The sequence below is a fragment of the Arthrobacter crystallopoietes genome, from assembly GCF_002849715.1.
Taxonomy (GTDB): domain Bacteria; phylum Actinomycetota; class Actinomycetes; order Actinomycetales; family Micrococcaceae; genus Crystallibacter; species Crystallibacter crystallopoietes.
Genome location: NZ_CP018863.1, coordinates 1268368 through 1285872, shown reverse-complemented (window position 1 = coordinate 1285872; position 17505 = coordinate 1268368). Strand labels below are relative to the sequence as shown.

General features: G+C 62.7%; 20 protein-coding genes. 9 read left to right on the top strand and 11 right to left on the bottom strand.

Features of this window, described 5'->3' with window-relative positions; genetic code table 11:
• Window positions 1-2 precede the first annotated feature (2 nt).
• Window positions 3-1109 (bottom strand): reverse transcriptase family protein, encoded by a 1107-nt coding sequence (locus AC20117_RS24280; protein ID WP_083339705.1) that lies wholly within the window; start codon window positions 1107-1109, stop codon window positions 3-5.
• A gap of 231 nt (window positions 1110-1340) precedes the next feature.
• On the bottom strand, window positions 1341-2759 hold the full coding sequence (locus tag AC20117_RS06200; protein ID WP_139186774.1) for a phosphoribosyltransferase-like protein: 1419 nt from the start codon (window positions 2757-2759) through the stop codon (window positions 1341-1343).
• Between the two features lie 270 nt (window positions 2760-3029).
• On the opposite strand from AC20117_RS06200, the gene AC20117_RS06195 reads away from it, so the two are divergent.
• The 3 genes from AC20117_RS06195 to AC20117_RS06185 all read left to right on the top strand — a co-directional run bounded on the left by AC20117_RS06195 (window position 3030) and on the right by AC20117_RS06185 (window position 4964).
• Complete coding sequence (locus AC20117_RS06195; RefSeq protein ID WP_074700472.1) at window positions 3030-3506, top strand: TetR family transcriptional regulator; 477 nt, start codon at window positions 3030-3032, stop codon at window positions 3504-3506.
• A complete protein-coding gene (locus AC20117_RS06190) occupies window positions 3506-4027 on the top strand; it encodes a metallophosphoesterase family protein (RefSeq protein ID WP_074700473.1) in 522 nt (173 codons plus the stop codon). Before AC20117_RS06195 ends, AC20117_RS06190 begins: the two co-directional genes overlap by 1 nt.
• A 61-nt stretch (window positions 4028-4088) precedes the next feature.
• Window positions 4089-4964 (top strand): 2-hydroxy-3-oxopropionate reductase, encoded by an 876-nt coding sequence (locus AC20117_RS06185; RefSeq protein ID WP_074700474.1) that lies wholly within the window; start codon window positions 4089-4091, stop codon window positions 4962-4964.
• 52 nt (window positions 4965-5016) lie between these two features.
• Here the strand turns inward: AC20117_RS06185 and AC20117_RS06180 are convergent, their stop codons facing one another.
• The 3 genes from AC20117_RS06180 to AC20117_RS06170 all read right to left on the bottom strand — a co-directional run bounded on the left by AC20117_RS06180 (window position 5017) and on the right by AC20117_RS06170 (window position 6525).
• Window positions 5017-5478, bottom strand: a complete 462-nt coding sequence (locus AC20117_RS06180; RefSeq protein ID WP_074700475.1) for a DUF3817 domain-containing protein — start codon at window positions 5476-5478, stop codon at window positions 5017-5019.
• Between the two features lie 113 nt (window positions 5479-5591).
• Window positions 5592-6236 (bottom strand): LysE family translocator, encoded by a 645-nt coding sequence (locus AC20117_RS06175; protein ID WP_074703180.1) that lies wholly within the window; start codon window positions 6234-6236, stop codon window positions 5592-5594.
• A gap of 94 nt (window positions 6237-6330) precedes the next feature.
• Window positions 6331-6525 carry a DUF2795 domain-containing protein gene (locus AC20117_RS06170; RefSeq protein ID WP_074700476.1) on the bottom strand — a complete coding sequence of 65 codons (195 nt, stop codon included), beginning with the start codon at window positions 6523-6525 and terminating at the stop codon, window positions 6331-6333.
• Between the two features lie 128 nt (window positions 6526-6653).
• Between AC20117_RS06170 and AC20117_RS06165 the strand changes: the two genes are divergently transcribed.
• Both AC20117_RS06165 and AC20117_RS06160 read left to right on the top strand, forming a co-directional pair.
• The gene (locus tag AC20117_RS06165; RefSeq protein WP_074700477.1) at window positions 6654-7277 is read left to right on the top strand and encodes a LysE/ArgO family amino acid transporter; all 624 of its coding nucleotides are present in this window, start codon (window positions 6654-6656) and stop codon (window positions 7275-7277) included.
• 52 nt (window positions 7278-7329) lie between these two features.
• Window positions 7330-7956: a GNAT family N-acetyltransferase gene (locus AC20117_RS06160; protein WP_074700478.1), complete on the top strand. Its 627-nt coding sequence runs from the start codon at window positions 7330-7332 to the stop codon at window positions 7954-7956.
• Here the strand turns inward: AC20117_RS06160 and AC20117_RS06155 are convergent.
• The 5 genes from AC20117_RS06155 to AC20117_RS06135 form a co-directional block, all read right to left on the bottom strand.
• On the bottom strand, window positions 7953-8963 hold the full coding sequence (locus tag AC20117_RS06155; protein WP_074700479.1) for a cation diffusion facilitator family transporter: 1011 nt from the start codon (window positions 8961-8963) through the stop codon (window positions 7953-7955). The two genes, AC20117_RS06160 and AC20117_RS06155, sit on opposite strands and share 4 nt — an antisense overlap.
• Window positions 8960-9424, bottom strand: a complete 465-nt coding sequence (locus AC20117_RS06150; RefSeq protein WP_074700480.1) for a transglycosylase SLT domain-containing protein — start codon at window positions 9422-9424, stop codon at window positions 8960-8962. Before AC20117_RS06150 ends, AC20117_RS06155 begins: the two co-directional genes overlap by 4 nt.
• Before the next feature lie 110 nt (window positions 9425-9534).
• Entirely contained in the window at window positions 9535-10020 is a 486-nt protein-coding gene (locus tag AC20117_RS06145; RefSeq protein ID WP_139186775.1) for a hypothetical protein, read from the bottom strand.
• Window positions 10021-10124: 104 nt separating this feature from the next.
• The gene (locus AC20117_RS06140) at window positions 10125-11285 is read right to left on the bottom strand and encodes an NAD(P)/FAD-dependent oxidoreductase (protein WP_074700482.1); all 1161 of its coding nucleotides are present in this window, start codon (window positions 11283-11285) and stop codon (window positions 10125-10127) included.
• A 2-nt stretch (window positions 11286-11287) separates the two neighbouring features.
• Complete coding sequence (locus AC20117_RS06135) at window positions 11288-11476, bottom strand: ferredoxin (protein WP_074700483.1); 189 nt, start codon at window positions 11474-11476, stop codon at window positions 11288-11290.
• 187 nt (window positions 11477-11663) lie between these two features.
• On the opposite strand from AC20117_RS06135, the gene AC20117_RS06130 reads away from it, so the two are divergent.
• The 3 genes from AC20117_RS06130 (at window position 11664) to AC20117_RS06120 (ending at window position 14451) form a co-directional block, all read left to right on the top strand.
• Entirely contained in the window at window positions 11664-12149 is a 486-nt protein-coding gene (locus tag AC20117_RS06130; RefSeq protein ID WP_074700484.1) for an HtaA domain-containing protein, read from the top strand.
• Window positions 12142-13098, top strand: a complete 957-nt coding sequence (locus AC20117_RS06125; protein WP_074700485.1) for a LysR family transcriptional regulator — start codon at window positions 12142-12144, stop codon at window positions 13096-13098. Before AC20117_RS06130 ends, AC20117_RS06125 begins: the two co-directional genes overlap by 8 nt.
• 168 nt (window positions 13099-13266) lie before the next feature.
• On the top strand, window positions 13267-14451 hold the full coding sequence (locus AC20117_RS06120) for a cytochrome P450 (RefSeq protein WP_236777454.1): 1185 nt from the start codon (window positions 13267-13269) through the stop codon (window positions 14449-14451).
• Window positions 14452-14642: 191 nt separating this feature from the next.
• Here the strand turns inward: AC20117_RS06120 and AC20117_RS06115 are convergent, their stop codons facing one another.
• Window positions 14643-16376: a CocE/NonD family hydrolase gene (locus AC20117_RS06115; RefSeq protein ID WP_074700486.1), complete on the bottom strand. Its 1734-nt coding sequence runs from the start codon at window positions 16374-16376 to the stop codon at window positions 14643-14645.
• 171 nt (window positions 16377-16547) lie between these two features.
• Here AC20117_RS06115 and AC20117_RS06110 point away from each other — a divergent pair, with 171 nt between their 5' ends.
• Complete coding sequence (locus AC20117_RS06110) at window positions 16548-17489, top strand: MBL fold metallo-hydrolase (RefSeq protein WP_074700487.1); 942 nt, start codon at window positions 16548-16550, stop codon at window positions 17487-17489.
• The last annotated feature ends 16 nt before the right edge of the window (window positions 17490-17505 follow it).

Genomic DNA, 17505 nt, shown 5'->3' with positions numbered 1-17505 from the left:
CCTCAGATACGGGAAACGCCTGCTATCTCTAATCGTGAACGTAGCTCCCTTGCGAAAGTTACGTCTACGTCAACACAATAGGCGTAATGGCCCCATATGAAGTTCATAAACTCATAGTCTGAATCAAATCCACGCGATATCGCGTGTGCCGAAATGCCGAATTCCTCTACCCCGTAAAGGTGTGCGCGAATAGCGCTCTTATAATTCTTGTTAAGCCAAACATGTTTCTGTCCAACGCACAGGCCTAGCATTCGAAATTCATTGCCTCTGGGCAGGATGCGGGTCTTACGTGGATTCAACTGGAATCCGGAACGATGCACAGCGTCTTGGATCTCGAAGTAAATTGACGCGCATTCCTTCCGAGATAGTGGACGCGGCGTCGAAAAGCTGATGTCATCCGCATACCGGGTCACTACCCCTCCCCACCTGTCACTGATCTGCAGTAGTAGGTCATCCAAACGAAGGCAAACAAGGTTGGAAAGCTTACCGCTTGTGGATGCGCCTTGAGGCAGGCGACCCTCCTCGAGGAATTCATATGTGAATCCCTTGTCATTCTCGCCCCTTAGAGCAACCTCATGCCCAACAGACGCGATGACCGCCATCTCGAGGGCAAGTAACTCTGGGTAGCCGAGCTGTGCAAAAACTGAGTAAACGCGCCGCGAGCGTATGGAGTCGAAAAAATCTTGAATATCAACATGGATCATGGACCTGGCGCCGATATGACGACGGGCAGCCCCTGACGTGGACCGCCCGGTCTCGAAGGCAAACGATAGGTCTGTGAGAGAGGCCTTCGGCAAGCAGTTTTGCAGTATTGCGCGCTGGAGGGACTTTAGTGGAGCCGAGGGCTCATAAATCGTCCTGTATCCATGCCCTGGTCTCTTAGCTAATCTTCTGGATTTGTAGTGAACCCGGTGGTTAAAAATAACGTCACGTGCCACCTCGTGAGAGACTCGGGCGATTACACATAGATGAGTCAACGTGTATAGCGGAACTACTCCAGATTTTAAGCATGCACGATCAATTTTTTTGACTTCGTGCAGAAGGGATGCCGTTCCACCTCTACTGAGAAGCTCTTTCGTGTAAGCGTGGGGTGGGATACTTCCTACCATTGATTTCCCTCATGCCGGCGAAATTCTATTGAATTTCGTCTGGCTCGATCTGTGGTTGATATTAAAATGTGTAATATATTGGACGCCGGCATGAACCACCTATTCACGAACACACGTCAAATTGACAATGTGCTTTTGATGATTCATCCGTTGCGAACCGCCAAAGACAGGGCCGTTTTTCGCACCCTATCCCCAGACCGTGTCATCCAGATTGGATGACTGTACTAGGCATTACCGCACCCCACGCAACGATCGAGGGTAGTAGATAGTCTGTCCTGCGTCAACAGAGCGCTTCATGTATTTCCTGGCGGCAGCGTAGTCTGCGTAGTTTTTCTTCGTGCCGAAGGCTCGGACGATGTTTACTCCTGCTTCAGTCGGCAGAAAATCTGAAGTAATCCACCTCATGTGCACCAACGATGATTCTGCCTTGCAAAATCTGTGATAGGGAACACCGACGGAACTGACGGCATCCCACTTCGTGTAGCCAGCCACGGCGAGTAGCAAAATTCTCCACGTCGGGTCACCGGTCGGATCGGGACGGTTTGCGGCTTGGATGAGTCGTTGCCTCCTCATCTCTAGCATGAATGTCCGATTCATGCCGTTCAGTCCATTCGCAGCAGTTCTGTTGTTGAGGATATAGTCGCCTAGATCGCCAGGCACCTGCTTATTCTCGAAAAGTGGCTTATATCGCAGCGGGCGCGCGGGAGAGTACAAGAAGTCTGGAACATTATTCGGACAGGACGAACCAAGCATTACTGTCCTAGACGCTGTACGGCCGAACCCAAGTCCTTGAGTTGATTTCTTTTGTTGCGGATCACCATACTTTTGGAATAGGTCAAACAGTCTAACGCTTATATTGGAGTCCTCGATCTCATAAAAGGTCTCGGTTATGTTTAAGTATCTAAGGTCAAACTCAATCGAAGGCGACCCCGAAAACCCCTCCCTCCCCTCAAGCGAAATCGGCGTTTCTTCTTCGATCCATTTCCGAATGTGTTCGATGCCGTGGGTTGTCACAGTCCATGCAATAAGGCTGATTTGTACTTGGCGTCCCCGGAGGGGGCCAACAATCCGGGAAAGCAGTATTTCGCTGAGGAAGTCGACGACCTGGGTTCCGGACCCAATATTGTCAGTGATTAGTATTATGTGAATTGACTCATGCGGCCCAGCGACAGAGTCAGTGACGTCTCGTCCTTGAAGAAGCGTAACTTTTCGGCTCGCCTTGGCGAATTTATTGCTGCGGTATTGCTCTCGGACGATAAGGTCAAGATATTTTTCAGAACCGGAATCTTCGTCCCTAACTTCAGATGGATAGTAGTCCATGTACATGCAGCGAGTCGGCCACATCTTACGCGATTTTATATCTCCGACTAGCTGTTTAAGTTTTTCCTGCGAACCTTTGGACGAAGATATCTTCTTGCCCATGCTGGGTAAAGTCAGCATGGTCGGAACGGCAGTGTGTTTTGCTTCGATATGGCTACGTTTGCGCGCTAAGAACCGCTCTATGTCCTCCTTCGAAAGGACGGACTCGATAATTACCTTTGCTTGGTCGCAGGAAATTTGGTCTACCAATTCCGTGACAGCTGTTGCCAAGTCGATCTTCACCTGATCTGTACTGACGAACCTGAGGCTTTTTAGGGTTAGTGCGGCCAATTCGCGATCTGCTTCCGGAAATTGATCCAACCAGTTTAGGACTGATCCGCACTTGAACATTCCGTAAGTTTATAGATTTGTTAGGTTCTTAACCAAAAATCAACGAATGACTTTGAACGTCTTGTGCCGTTGGCGGCTAAAGCGAGGGCACTCCAGAGGGATTGTCGAAATCTCTGCGCAGCCCGGCACGCACTCATGGGTGGGTTGCCGCAGGTCGTGGCTAGACTTGAAGGCAAGCGGAGAACCCGCAGACAAGTAGCTGGAGGAGATATGTTCAGGCCCGGGGCGCCCATCGAGGAAATCGAACAGGACGTCGAAGAGATTATTACCGAGCTGGTCCACCAGCTGGGCAGGCTGGCCGAACGGGACCCTGTCCCGGCAGGTGCAGAAGAACGGGCCTACATCCGGGCTTTCGCCGATGCCCGGTCGAACGCCGACCGGAACCAGGCGGCATTGCTCGCTACCGCCGTAGCCAGGCCGAATCTCGCCGAGGCGCTGATCTACCTGAACCGCAGGCTGGACAGCCGCGATCTCGACCCGCGGGACCCCGCGGGCATCATCGGCATCATCGTCCGCCTCGCCATGGACGGGCTGTGGGTCAGCGACATCCTGGATGAAACCCGCTTCACCGCCGCGGAGCGCCGCAAGCTGACGGGCATCCTGGAAGGCATGACCTACCTGACGGACAACCGGCTGGAAACCCTTCTTGCCGAAACGGCACCGGAGCGGAAGGCGCAGGGCGCCTAGTGGCCAGCCGGCTGCTGCTCGTCGCGGACACCCATGTCCCCAAGCGCGCGCGGCAGCTGCCCGCCCAGGTCTGGGACGCCGTCGAGCAGGCCGACGTGGTCTTCCACGCCGGCGATTGGGTCGTCCCGGAGCTGCTGGACGAGTTCGAACAGCGGAGCAAGCAGCTGGTGGCAGTCTATGGAAACAACGACGGCGAAGTGCTGCGGTCGCGGCTGCCGGAAGTCGCCAGAGTGACCATCGAGGGCGTCCGCTTCGCCATGATCCACGAGACCGGAGCCGCCACCGGACGCGAAAAGCGCGCCGATGCCAACTTCCCCGAGACGGACGTGCTGGTCTTCGGACACAGCCACATCCCGTGGGACACAACCTCGCCCGGCGGCCTGCGGCTGCTCAATCCAGGCTCGCCCACAGACCGGCGTCGCCAGCCGGTCTGCACCTACATGACAGTCCTGGTGGACGCCGGCCAAGTGCTCGACGTCGAACTGGTCACCGTCCGCAATCGATTACGGGGACCCGGGTAATGGCCACTACAGTGGCCGGCAGGTGCGACACTTCCGATTTCAACGACGAAGGCAGGTTTTCATGACGAAGATAGGTTTCATCGGTCTGGGCATTATGGGCGGCCCGATGGCGGCGAACTTGGTCAAGGCCGGGTTCGATGTGGCGGGGTACAACCGCTCGCAGGCCAAGGTGGAGCGCTTCGTCGAAGCCGGCGGGACGGGTGCCGCCACCGTGGCTGAAGCCGTCCGGGACCGCGATGTCATCATTACCTGCCTACCGGATTCGCCAGACGTCGAGGAGATGGCCCTCGGCGACGACGGCGTTTTTGCCCATGCCCGCGAGGGTGCCCTTTTCATCGACATGAGCACCATCCAGCCGGCCACAGCACGCAAGATCGCCGAGGCAGGACGGGCCCGGGGCTTTGGCGTGCTGGACGCGCCGATCAGCGGCGGCGAACGCGGCGCCATCGAGGCCACCCTTTCCATCATGGTGGGCGGGGAAGGAGTCGAGGTGGAAACCGCCCGGCCCGTCTTCGAGGCCATGGGCAAGACCATCGTCCATGTTGGCCCCGCCGGGGCAGGGCAGACGGTCAAGGCCGCGAACCAGCTGATCTGTGCGGTCAACATCCAGGCCGTGGCCGAGGCCATCGTCTTCCTTGAGGCAAACTCGGTGGATCCGACAACCGCCATCAACGCCCTCTCCGGCGGTCTCGCCGGCAGCGCAGTACTGGAGCGGCGCGCGCCCAGCATGGTGGAACGGAATTTCCAGCCCGGCTTCCGCGCCGAGCTGCACGATAAGGACCTGCGCATTCTCACCGCAGCTGCACGGGACGCGGGAGTCACTATTCCTCTGGGCACCGCGGCGGCTCAGCTCATGGCGGCGCTGGTGGCGCAGGGCGACGGGAAACTGGATAACACCGCGCTGCTGAAGCTGGTCGAAGAACTCTCCGGCCGGTAGCCGCGGAAAGGGCGACCGCCGTCAGGGCCGAGCTCAGGCGGCGGGACGGACCTTACGCAAACCAGGTGTCGGGCGGGCCGAGGAACAGCAGGAAACTGAAGACGGCGGCCACAGCAATGAGTGCGACGACGATGGCCGTGATCGGCTTGCGCAGCACCCATGCCTGGAGCTTTTCCAGCAAGCCGTGCGGTTCCTCGCCGCCGGCGGCCAGACGCCAGCCACCGTTGAGCATGCCCCTCTTGTCCAGCGACTTTTCCACCGGGATGGTGGCATACGGGATGACGGCGGAAACCAGCGCGAGGAGGCCGGTCTTGGCCGGCCACTTCTGGTTGACCCACATGAAGCACGTGACCGCCGCGTAGCAGAGGAACACGAACCCGTGGATGCCGCCGCCGATGCGGACGCCCACCTCGGTGGTTTCGGTGACGTACTTGAGGAACAGGCCGATCAGCAGCAGCGTCCACGTCACCGCCTCGGCGAAGGCGACAGAGCGGAACAGGGCGCGCGGAGACATAAGGGTCCTCTACTGGGGGAAATGGATCCCTTCCAAAATACCGGGCGGACGCGTATCGGCGCACCTTCGCCCAGGACGGAAGCACGTCCGCCAGGGGAACGAGCCGCGTAGGCCTACCGGGTTTCCAAGGCCAGGGCGGTGCCGAATCCGATCATGACCGTCCCCGTGATGCGGTCCATTGTCTTCGCTACCTTCGGTGTCCGCAGCCATTTCCGGGCAACATGCGTACCGAAAATAATGCCGGTGAACCAAAGCAGGCCCAGCAGGTTGTGAACCGCGGCCAAGGCTATGCCCATCAGGAGCGGAGCGGCCTCGTCCGGAATGAACTGCGGGATCATCGCGATGTAGAAAACCCCGACCTTGGGGTTGAGCAGATTCGTACCGGTGCCCTTTGCCCAGGATGCCAGCAGGGAACCGCCCCGGGGCACGGGGAAGGCGCCGGTATCCGGAGCCGGAACAGCTGGCGTCCGAAAGGACTTCCACAGCAGGGAGGCGCCGAGCCAGACCATGTACGCGGCGCCGACCAGCTTGAGGACAGTGAATGCTGTCTCTGAGGCGGCCAGCAGAGCGGAGGCGCCGACCGCCGCGGCGATTCCCCAGACCATGGCGCCGGAGTTGATGCCCAGTGCCGTGGCATAGGCATGCCGGCGGTTCTGGCTGATCGCGGAGCGCAGGACCATAGCTGTGTCCATGCCGGGGATGATCGTCAGCAAGGCAGCGACGGCGGCGAAGGACAGCAGGGCCTGGGTGATAGTCACGGAAGCATGATAGCCGACCATCGTCGAGGCATTCGGGCCGCTGTTAGGCGGGAACCCGGGCACCCGGGCGGGCGCCCGGCGTCGTTAATTGTTGTCAGCTGTTGGAGATGGCCTTGTTGACTTCGGCGGGAGTCTCGTAGTCCTTCTCCGGGAGGCCGCGCAGTGCCTCGAGGACGTTGTTGTCGGCGCCGGAGTTCTCCGCGTGCTTGACCAGATCGGCGGCCGAGGCGGGATAGTCGACGCCGCCAAGGGCCTTCTGGATGTCGATGGGGCTGGGATTGTCTGCCATGTGGTTTCCTCCTGAAGGGGAATATGGACGGGTTACCCATCCAACGTACGTTCACCGTCGGGGCAGGGGAATAGCCCGGCGGACATCCAACCGCAAGAACAGGCCCGGTCGTAGTACCTTCGAATCTTGTGAGTGCACTTGATTTGGTCCAGACGGCGGTCCTCGGGTTGGGGACCGGGCTAGCGCTGATTATCGCCATCGGGGCGCAGAACGCGTTTGTGCTGCGGCAGGGCATCCGCGGCGAGCATGTCGCCGTCGTCGTTGTCATCTGTGCCCTGTCCGACGCTTTGCTCATCGCGGCCGGCATCCTGGGCATCGGCGCGCTTATCGAGGCCGCGCCGGTGGTGGTGGACGTCATCCGCTATGCCGGTGCCGCGTTCCTGATCGGCTACGGCCTGATCGCGGCGAAGCGCGCCATCCGTCCCGGCTCCCTCACCGCGAACGAGCAGCAGGGCCCGCTCAGCACCAAGGCCGCCGTGGCCACGGTGCTGGCGCTCACCTGGCTGAACCCGCACGTCTATCTGGACACCGTGCTGCTGCTAGGCTCGGTGGCCAACAGCCAGGCGCCGGATGCGCGCTGGTGGTTCGGCGGCGGGGCCATGCTGGGCAGTATCCTCTGGTTCAGCGCGCTCGGTTTCGGCGCCCGGCTGCTGCGGCCGTTCTTCGCCAAGCCGACCTCCTGGCGGATCCTGGACGGAGCGATCGCCGTGGTCATGTTCGCGCTCGGCATCCGGATGGCTATCGGCGCCTAGAAAACCGACGGCAGGTCTTCGCAAGCTGCCGCGGCGCTGGCAAGCTGGAAGCATGGCGCAGCTGGACGGCACGCAGCACGGCACGGCACGGAGGGACCTTTCCGGGCTCGAACTGGTGGAAATAACGACGGCGACCTGGCCCGTTTTCGAGGAACTCTTCGGCCCCGGCGGCGTGCAGGGCGGGTGCTGGTGTTCCTGGTTCCGGCTGTCCTCGCGCGACTATTCATCCTCCAGCAGTGCGGAACGGCGGGACTTTGTGCACTCGAGAGTGGAGGAAGGCGAGCCGTTCGGCCTGGTGGCAAGGCTCGATGGCGAACCGCTGGGCTGGGTGTCCGTGGCACCGCGGGAGTGCCACACCAGGCTGGAGCGTTCCGTTGTCGCCCGGTTGGCGGAGGACGAGGACCCGGCAAGCTTGTGGACGGTGGCCTGCTTCTACATCAAACAAGATGCGCGTGGAATCGGCCTGTCCCACCGGCTGCTGGACGCCGCCGTCGAGCACGCGGCAAGCCACGGAGCCAGAGCAGTCGAGGGTTACCCGGTGGACACCGCCGGCGGCAAGATCCCGTCGCAGGACCTGTACTACGGCACCCTGGAGGTTTTTCTGGGCGCGGGGTTCGAGCTGGTGGAGCGGCGCGGCAAGCGGCGTGCGCTGGTGCGCAAAGTCCTGACCGGAAGCTAGTCCTCGCCGCCGGTTTCGACGCCCGGCAGGAACTCTTCGGGCAGCTCCGGCACCAGGACGATCACCAGGTCCTGGACCTTCCAGTCCAGATCCACACAGTCCTCGCGCAGCTGCTCCAGGTCTTCCGCCGTCGGCGTGCTGCCTTCGCGGGGGACAACAAAGGACTCCACATGGAATACATGGCCTTCGTCGCGGATGCGGCTTTTGGCCTTGCCCACCCACCCGGTGTTGTCCAGGAAGTCGTCGATCCGGCCGAGCAGCGGGTGCGGGCCGGCGTTGTCGTAAGTCCGGGCCCGGGCGTCCATGAGGTCACTGACCGCACCGCGCAGGTTCTTGACGCCGTCGTTAGCAATGCTGGCCGAAATGATCAGCGCGGCCACGGAGTCGGCCCACCACCAGCCGATGCCGATCCCCGCCACACCTACGGCGGCGGCGACGGCGGTCATCCAGTCCGCCTTGTTCATGTCGGCGTCCGCATAGAGCACCTTGTCATGCAGCTTCTCGGCCAGCTTCATCTTGGCGCGGCCGATAAAGACCGGCGGCGCCGCGATCAGGAGCATGACGCCGATCATGAGCCAGCCCAGCCAGATGGTCCGGCCGAACAGCTCCACCCCGCCGATCGTCGGGTGCTCCGCGGTGATCAGTCCCAGCGCCGAGTCCACCAGCAGATAGGTGCCCATGACCAGCAGCGCGACGGCGGCCACCAAGTGGGCTATCCCAATGGCGCGGTGGTAACCGTAAGGATGCTGCTCCGTGGGCGGCTTGCGGATGACGCGGGCCGCCACGAGGAACGCGATGGGCGGCAGGAAGGAGAGCATGTCCTCGATCCAGGCCGCCTTCATGGCCTGCGAGTTGCCGAGCACCAGGTACACCAGCGCCACCGTGACAGCCAGGAACGCGATGGTGATCCACTCGAGTTTCTTGGCCTTGCGCAGGGTCTCGCGCTGCTCCTGGGGCAGCCGCGTGTTGCCGAAGTGTACGGCCTGCGTGCTTTTCCCGGCGCTCATGGCTGCAGCTCCTGGGCCAGCAGGAACTTATCCAGCGCGAGCAGGAAAGCATTCTCGCCAAGCGGTGTCAGCATGACGTGCTTGACCGTTTTGCCGCGTTTGTCTTTGGTTTTCATGTATGGCCGGGTCATGCCCGCGTGCTTGGTCCAGGGCGTGTCCGCGCCGAATCCACCGATCACCAGGTCCAGGTCGCCGTGTTCCAGGTCGTCCACGAGCTCGTGCTCGGTGCCCCCGGTCCATTCAACGGTGGCCTCACGGCTGGCGGCAAAACCCCGCACCAGATCCGGCTCGATCCCGGCCGGCTCCGCGCCCGGCTGCAGTCGAACCCAGTCGCCTTCATCTCCCGCAGTGGCGGTGACTCCTACCTGGAGGGTCCCGCCGGTAATTTCCTGCAGCGTCCCGTTTGGATCGGCCGGCATGGACACACCGCAGCCGGCCAGCAGGGGAGCGGCGGAGAGCATCACCGCCCATCGGATCCTTGGCGTCGGCAAGGCAATCACCTCCAGGCTCGTGGCGTTCTGCTCCTGCTTCGGACTCTAGCAAGCCAAAGCCCGCGCAGGGAGCCGACCAGCTAATGCCGTGCGTATTTGGCGTCCCGGTAGCAGACCACGGTCACGGTGATGGACAGGGCAATGGAGATGATGCCCAGCGGATTGCACAGCGCGATCGACATGCCCAACGCGGATTCGCCGGCCAGGGCGGTCAAGATCGAGCCGCCGTTCTCGCCGAAGTCGGGCACGGTGAAGCCGAACCCGAAGGCCACCAGATACGTGGTCACCAGCAGCGCTGATGTCTTCAGCGGCGCGCCGAAAGGACGCACCCGGACGGCGTTCGCCACAGTCTTGACCCCCGCGAACAGCAGCAGGAGCAGCAGCACTGGCCCGAGCGTGAACGCCAGGATCGACACCATCGGCCCGGAGATCCCGAACAGCACGCGCCCGGCAACCACCCACACGGGAACCAGGATGGCCATGGGGATGCAGATCACCGCCACCAAGGCCTGGAAAGGATTAGGGCGGCGTACGACGGCGGGGCGGGACAAAGCTTCTGAACTCACCTTATTCACTATATGGCGCCGGCAGCCTGCCGTCCTGGACGGACAGAGCACGGGCGAAAGCCGTGCGCGACGCTTAGTCAATGTCCGCCGTGACCCTGTGGTTGTCACATCAACAGGGCGGGAGACGGATTGCCCAGCCTGCGCAATTTGGGAACCGGGATGCGGTAGTTGAGCGCCACGGCGGTGCCGGAAGCGTCGTCGTGTGTCCAGCGCATGAGTGCCGGCCCGCTGCCCGGACCGCCTTCGAGGAACTCCGGATCGCCCGCCAGGGGGAGGAAGCCGCTGGCCTTGAGGCTGAGGCCGAACTGCTCCGTCCAGAAGTACGGTCGGAAGTCCAGTTCCGGGGCCTCGTCGCCCCTCAGCAGGGCGAGTGCGGCAGCTTTGCTCTGTTCGATGGCACTGGTCCAGAGGGGGATCCGCCTGATGCCACGTGCGGTGGGGAAGGCGGCCACGTCACCGGCGGCGACGATCTCCGGACGCAGGCGGCCACGGCTGTCGACTTCCAGCCTGTTGCCGGTGAGGAGGCCGCTGTCCGAGAGCCACTCGGTGTTCGGGATATCGCCCACGGCGCTGACCAGCAGTTCGGCGGCAAGGGTTGAGCCGTCGGCCAGCTCCACAAGGGAGTGACCGTCCATATTTCGCAGGCAGACTGCCTGGGACGGGGCGAGCTTGAGTCCGTGACTGCGCGCTGCGGCAAGGAAAACCCCCGAAAGATAGGGTCCCAGCTGCTGGACCATCGGCCGGTGGTTGGAAACGAGTGTTACTTCGCAACCAGTGGAGAGACAGCCGAAGGCGATTTCCATGCCGAGTGCGCCCCCGCCGACAACCACTACCGCGGGCCGGTCGGCAAGCCGGCGTCGCAGCTCCAATGCGTCCTCAATGCTGCGCAGGGTCAACTGATTTTCATCGGCAATCGCATCGCCGTTCCCGAGACGGCGTGCCCGTGAGCCGCTGGCAATGACCACTCCGTCGTAGGGGAGGCTGCTGCCGTCGTCGAGCATCACTGTCTTGCTGTCCACGTTCAGCCGGATGGCCTTGGCGCCCAGCAGCTCGCGGGCCTCATGCGAAGCGGACGGCAGCCGGTGCGAGGTCATATCCTCGGCGTCCAGAAGCGCGGCCTTGGACAGTGCGGGACGGCTGTAGGGCGAATGTTGCTCATCGCCGACAATGGTCAGATCGCCGTCGAAACCCGCAGCCCGCAGGGAGTCGGCGGCGGTGAGGCCGGCGATCCCGTTTCCAACGACGACGATGCGTTCCGGCCGCATGGTCACGCCAGCCGAAGCGCGGCGACAGGGCAAACACGTGCGGCAGCTTTTGCCGCCTCAAGCTGATCGCCGTCAACCTGCTCGACATCCAGGACGAGCTCTCCTTCATCGTCCAAGTGCATCAGGTGCGGGGCGACTTCTTCACAGAGGCCGTGCCCTTCGCAGCGCGGCCTATCCAGGATGATGTTCATTCTCTTCCTCCACTGGATTTTGGTGTGGCTTGTCTCACAAGCTCGATAGGATCAAGCTTTTCAGGCACGGTAGAGTTCGGCAAATGAATAGTTTTCATTCGGTATGTGCACCGTATGAATAGTTGAGGCGCGGCGTGATGTGTGGCGGCCAAGAGGCGGAGGGCGAAAGAATGAGGTGGCAGCGGCCATGAAGCCGGGACTGATGTGGAATGTGAAAGACAGTTTGGTGTCCTACGTGGAGGCTCTGGAGGATGGCGTTGTGGGGGCGGTTGAACCCGCGTCGCACTTCGCGGCGGGCTACCTGTTTCCATGGGATGGCGTCGGGTCAGCCCGGTGTGCCGGCGATGAGGGGACGGACGTGCTGCAATTCCGGGGAGCGGTTCGCTTCTCGGGGCATTGGGGCGCTCTCGATGTCGAATTGCGGGATCCGCGGATCGAGCTGGACGGGCAGCGGGGCGTGCTGCTGGTCCGGGAGCGTGGGGCGCAGGATCCGGAGAGGATGCTGCCGTTTGCACGGCTGGAATTGGCCGGCCGGGATGAGGCGGACGGTTCCGTGCGCCTTGACCTCGCTGCAATGCTGACCGGGCATGGGCGCTTGCTGCTCGGCGGGCAGTACGCGGTCGGCCAGCTCCTGAGTCCGGCCCAGGTTGTCTTCGGGAAGCGCCATGACTGAGGCGCACGCGGATTCTGCCATGGACGCTGATTTGGCGAGGCTGGCCTCGATCGACCTCAACCTTTTGGTGCCGCTTTTGGCGCTGCTTGAAGAGCGCTCGGTGACCAAGGCCGCCGGCAAGGTGGGGCTGTCCCAACCGGCGATGAGCCATGGATTGAGCCGAACCCGGCGCCTGCTCAATGACGACCTCCTTGTTCGCCAGGGCCGCTCGATGGTGCTGACACCGCGGGCCGCCGAACTCATTGCACCGCTGCGGCAGGTGCTGGACCAGGCGGCGCGGATTGTCAGCGCGTCATCATTCGACCCGGCCGTCGATACCCGGCTGATCACCGTGGCGATGACCAACAGCACCGCGTTTGTGATCGGCAGCGAGCTTAGCCGGTTGTTGGCGGAGCGCGCTCCGAATGCCGTGCTGCGGCTGCGGACCACGAGCTCCGCGACCAGCACGGCGTTCGCGGAAGAAGCAGCCGACGTCGTTTTGCTGCCCGAGGCGTTTCCCATGCCCCACCCACGTGAGCGACTGTACGACGATAGGTGGATGGTGATCGCATCGTGGAACGAGCCCAGGGAGGCCGATGCGCTGCAGCTGCTGAAGACCGTGTCCCATGTGTTTCCGGACGAGCCATCGGAGCGCCTGCGCCCCTACGAGATCCTGGACGAGAAGAAGATTCCGTACCGGGTGCGCCAGCGCGTGTCAGACCACTTGTTCGTTCCCCACCTGATTGCCCAGTCTGGCGGTGGTGTTGCTGTCCACCGGTACCAGGTGGGGCTGGAATTCGAGGGCCGTTTCGACCTGCGCGTGGAGGAATTTCCGTTCCCCATTGATCCCTTGGGCATCGATATGATCTGGAATCCCTGGCTTGCTGAGGGCGCATTCAAGTCCTGGTTGCGCGAAATCCTGATCGAGGCCGCAGAGCCGCTGAGGGCGCGCTACGTCAGTTCCGGGTAGACATTCACGCACTGCATGGAATCCATGCCGATTATTCACTTCCCCCATGTCGGGTTGTGGCAGTTGAATGGGAGCAGCGGTGCTGTGAGCTGGATTACAGCACCTAGACGACCAGGATTCGCCGGGAGCGCGGCTTCCAGACGAGTTCCTAGCAACCATGAGAGGTGCATGATGACCGTTGAGACGACTTCAGTTTCATCCAAGATTGACTTGTTTGCCGACGAGGTCCTGCTGGACCCGTATCCCTTCTTCACCGAACTGCGCGAACAGGCTCCCGTGGTTCACCTTGAGAAGAACGGCGTCTGGGCGCTGACCCGCTACGAGACGATCCGTGAAGCGCTGGCAAACTGGGAGGTTTTCTCGTCGAACGCCGTCGCCTTCAATGATGAGATGAATGGGGCACTTGTCGGAACGAGCCTGGCGACGGACCCGCCGGAGCATACGCGGCTCCGCGCCGCGCTAACCGAGAACCTCACGCCACGTGCGCTCCGCAAGCTCAAGGGCGGCATCGATGAAAAGGCGGACAAGATGGTTGCGGAGTTGGTGGAGCGTGGTTCGTTCGACGCCATCGACGCCCTTGCCCGGGCGCTGCCGCTCCAGGTGGTGGCCGACCTCATTGGTGTCCAGGGCGAGGCCCGCGAGAACATCCTCCGCTGGGGCGATGCGGCCTTCAATGTCCTGGGACCGATGAACGAGCGGACCGCGCAGAACTTTCCGGTAGCCGGTGAGCTGTTCCAGTGGTGCGCCGGGGTCCAAGCCACGGATCTGACCGAAGGCAGCATGGGGCGGGCCATCTTCGACGCGGCCGAGCGCGGCGAGATCCCGATGGAGAGCTGCGGACACATCATCCACCAGTACCTCGGAGCCGGCATGGATACGACCATCGCTTCGATCGGCAATGCGATCGCGCAGTTCGCGGCGAATCCGGACCAGTTCGACCTGGTCCGCGAAGACCGCTCGATCATCCCGTCCGCGTTCAATGAGGTCCTCCGCTTTGAAGCCCCGGTCCACGCCTTCGGGCGGCTGGTCAAGCAGGACATCGAGATCGACGGGACGCTGATCCCCGCCGGTTCCCAGGTTGCCATCCTGTTCGGAGCGGGCAACCGCGACCCAAGGCACTATGAGAACCCGGATGCCTTCCAGGTCAAGCGGAATCCGGTGGACCACTTGTCCTTTGGCTACGGCGTCCACAGCTGCGCCGGGCAAGGCCTGGCCCGCCTTGAGGCCTACGCCGTGATGGACGCACTGGCACGCCGCGTCCGCCGCCTGACCGTGGGTAAGCCGGAGCGCCAGATCAGCAACATGACCCACAGCCTCAACAAGCTGCCGGTCCTTGAGGTTGAGTCTGCCTAAACGCAAGCTGGACCCAGCGGCGCCTGCCGAGACGGAAGATTCCGTCTCGGCAGGCGCCGCTGTTTTGTTGCTGTCCTTACCGCCGCACAGCCCGGCTCCGGCACGGTGAGATGCAGGTGAGACGACGCAAACGACGGCGGTGCACGCAGGTGCGCACCGCCGTCGTCACTGGTTGTTAAACAGTGTTGCGGCTACTGCTGGACGGCCTTGGGTGTGGTGAACGGGAGGACGAGCCGGGACTGGTGGACGGCGTCACGGTAGATCTTGTGCGTGACGGGTCGGCCTACCGGCAGGTGGAAGGCATCCGGCGGGAGCAGCGCGTTGTGCTCGTCGGCCAGCGGCTCGGCGTTGGAGAGCTCCGTGACCAGCTTGTGGCCGGGCATGAACGTGTTCGCGAACGGGTAGAGGCGCAGCACGTACTCCTCGATCTGCCCAGGCTCCACCGGCACGGCGCGGGTGTGCGGATGGTACGGGTTGCCCTCGGTGGTGCGCTCTACATCCAGCTCGCGGTGCGAGGCCTTGAGATAGCCCGTGGTGATCAGCTGGCGCTTGCCGTTCGGTGCGTAGTCCCAGAGACGCAGGACGAAGTTGGTGTCCGGCTGGTCGATTTCGGCGAAGATGTGTGCGGCTCCGGTGCCGATCATCTCGCAGGCTTCCTCGAAGACCGGGGTTTCCCACTTGATGATCTCGACCTTGTCGGTCACCGTGAGCGGGGCCTGGTAGAAGCCGTCCGGGGCCGCGTATTCGACACCCATAGTTTCCGGGTCGGTCGAGAGCTTGTGGCGCGGGCGCAGGTACAGATTCTTGTACTCGATCTCCTTCGGCGGCCATGTATCGGCGGTGACGTTCTCGCGCGAACCTTCGACGAAGACGTTCACGGCCGGCTCGTCCATGACGCCGTTGTCGATGCCCTTGATCCAGTAGTCGTACCAGCGGAACATCTTGTCGTGTTCCTCGATGAAGGGGCGTGACTGCATCGGCGGGTAGGGCCCGATATCCAGCTTTTTGGGCCCCTTGAGCGCGTCGAAGAGCTCGATCGTGCCGTCCAGCGTCCAGCCGCGGCCCTGGTCCAGCTGCAGCCAGACCGGGATGTCGATGTTCGGGGCCAGCGTGATCGGGTTGCGCTCCTCGTACCACTCCCCGTCCAGCTCGGTCATCACGATGTCGAACCAGGCTTCGTGGTTCTTCGGGTAGTTCAGCACGTGCACCAGGTTCGGCCAGGCGGCGACGTCCGGATCCTGCAGGCGCTTGGCGACCAGTTCCTTCAGGTCCTCGGGGGAGTACTTTTCGATCATGCGGGACTTGACGCCGTCGGTAAACGCCCAGCCGGAGTCGCCGCCCCGGCCTTCGCGTGCGGCCCGCGGCATGAACCACATGACGCCGCCGTGGTAGGTGGTCTCGTAGAAGTCGTAGTGGCCGCCGGAAACAAAGATCGCCTTCAGGCTCGGCGGGCGCTCGGCGGCGGCCAGGACCTGCATGGAGCCGAAGTAGGAGATGCCGACCATGCCGACGTTGCCGTCGCACCAGGGCTGTGCGGCGACCCATTCGATGAAGTCGTACGCATCCTGGCCCAGCGAGACGCCGCCGGCGTTGTAGTTGCCGATGTGCTCGCCGCCGGAGTGGCCGGAGCCGCGCAGGTCGCCAATGACGTGGACGTAGTCTTCCTTGACGATCCGGGCGATGTCGCCGGCCTCGATGCAGCCGTCCCACATCGGGCTGGGGCGCCGCTGCGGCGGGGTGGTCAGGGCCAGTGCCTGCAGTTCCTTGCCGTACGGGCTCAGCGCGACCAGTGCCGGGCGCGGCTTCTCGTCGACGCCCTGATAGGCGTCCGCGGCGAGCTCGACGCCGTCCCGCATCGGAACCCTCAGGTCCTTGCGGATGGCAATCTTCTCTCCACCGGCGTTCCACGTCGTGAAATCAGTCATGAGGGCAACTCCTTGTCAGCGTTCAAGTGCGTCCCGCCGGGAAGCAGTTTCCGGAGCGTGACATTCAGTATATTATTATAATAAAGTTGGTCCTGCAAGACATCACTGGCGTTGCCATTCATCCGCGGCGCTGGAATGGTCGCAATTTACTTCCAGAGCTGAGGAGAAACGATGACGCAAGAAGTGAAGGTCCATCCGCTGGTGTCGCCCTGGGGCCGCTTTGGCCTCTACAGCTTTTTCATTGACGCTCCAGAACCTGCCATCGTTGACACCGGCATCGCCTCGTCGCCCGTCGAGGGCATGGTTCCTGCGCTCGAGAAGCTCGGCCACAGCATCGAGGAGGTGCGCTGGATCCTGCTGACCCACGGCCACATCGACCATCTCGGCGGCGCCCATGCTCTGTGGGAGCTCACCGGCCGGCGGGCCCAGGTGGTGATCCACGAGGCCGACGCGCCCCTGCTGCGCTCCCGGCGCGCGCATGTTGACCAGTACGTGGACGTGCGGCAGCAGTACCTGAACGACCCGAATGGTGTGGAGGAACAGATGAAGGTGGCGAACCACGTCATCTCGGGCGAGATGGAGCCGACCATGCTGGTGAAGGGAGGGGAGGCCCTCTCCCTGGGCGGAGGCGTCTCCGTCTCCGTGCACCACATCCCGGGCCACACGGCCGGATCCGTAGCCTACGTGGTGGACGGGCAGCAGTCGGTCTTCGTCGGCGACGCCGTACAGATCCATGGCGCAGCCAACGGCTTCCCCGGCTACGAGGATCCGACCGCTTACCGTTCGAGCCTGCAGTACCTGCGCGATGAAGTGCGTCCGGAGCACCTGTACCTGGGCCACCCCTACCGAGGCGCCGATGGCGTGCCCTACGGTGTGGAGCTCGACCGCGAGGCGGCACGGACCGCCTTGCAGGGGAGCTTGGACCTCGAGGCCAGGATCGACGACGCCGCGAAACGGTACCTGCGCGACGGCTTGCAGGAGACGGATTCGGTGTACTCCCCGTTCGCGAAGGTGGCCGAGGAGCTCGGCTACACGGGCGATCCCACACTGGAGCCCTCCCCGTTCTTCACCACGCTTGATGGCTACCGTCGGCAGGTCGAGACGGCACGCTGAACGGATTCGGATTCGG

What these genes read in the sequence shown, in the direction of transcription:
- AC20117_RS24280 (WP_083339705.1), bottom strand. Translation starts at nt 1,109, where the DNA reads ATGGTAGGAAGTATCCCACCCCACGCTTACACGAAAGAGCTTCTCAGT.
- AC20117_RS06195 (WP_074700472.1), top strand. Translation starts at nt 3,030, where the DNA reads ATGTTCAGGCCCGGGGCGCCCATCGAGGAAATCGAACAGGACGTCGAA.
- AC20117_RS06185 (WP_074700474.1), top strand. Translation starts at nt 4,089, where the DNA reads ATGACGAAGATAGGTTTCATCGGTCTGGGCATTATGGGCGGCCCGATG.
- AC20117_RS06180 (WP_074700475.1), bottom strand. Translation starts at nt 5,478, where the DNA reads ATGTCTCCGCGCGCCCTGTTCCGCTCTGTCGCCTTCGCCGAGGCGGTG.
- AC20117_RS06170 (WP_074700476.1), bottom strand. Translation starts at nt 6,525, where the DNA reads ATGGCAGACAATCCCAGCCCCATCGACATCCAGAAGGCCCTTGGCGGC.
- AC20117_RS06160 (WP_074700478.1), top strand. Translation starts at nt 7,330, where the DNA reads ATGGCGCAGCTGGACGGCACGCAGCACGGCACGGCACGGAGGGACCTT.
- AC20117_RS06155 (WP_074700479.1), bottom strand. Translation starts at nt 8,963, where the DNA reads ATGAGCGCCGGGAAAAGCACGCAGGCCGTACACTTCGGCAACACGCGG.
- AC20117_RS06150 (WP_074700480.1), bottom strand. Translation starts at nt 9,424, where the DNA reads ATGCTCTCCGCCGCTCCCCTGCTGGCCGGCTGCGGTGTGTCCATGCCG.
- AC20117_RS06140 (WP_074700482.1), bottom strand. Translation starts at nt 11,285, where the DNA reads ATGCGGCCGGAACGCATCGTCGTCGTTGGAAACGGGATCGCCGGCCTC.
- AC20117_RS06135 (WP_074700483.1), bottom strand. Translation starts at nt 11,476, where the DNA reads ATGAACATCATCCTGGATAGGCCGCGCTGCGAAGGGCACGGCCTCTGT.
- AC20117_RS06130 (WP_074700484.1), top strand. Translation starts at nt 11,664, where the DNA reads ATGAAGCCGGGACTGATGTGGAATGTGAAAGACAGTTTGGTGTCCTAC.
- AC20117_RS06125 (WP_074700485.1), top strand. Translation starts at nt 12,142, where the DNA reads ATGACTGAGGCGCACGCGGATTCTGCCATGGACGCTGATTTGGCGAGG.
- AC20117_RS06120 (WP_236777454.1), top strand. Translation starts at nt 13,267, where the DNA reads ATGATGACCGTTGAGACGACTTCAGTTTCATCCAAGATTGACTTGTTT.
- AC20117_RS06115 (WP_074700486.1), bottom strand. Translation starts at nt 16,376, where the DNA reads ATGACTGATTTCACGACGTGGAACGCCGGTGGAGAGAAGATTGCCATC.
- AC20117_RS06110 (WP_074700487.1), top strand. Translation starts at nt 16,548, where the DNA reads ATGACGCAAGAAGTGAAGGTCCATCCGCTGGTGTCGCCCTGGGGCCGC.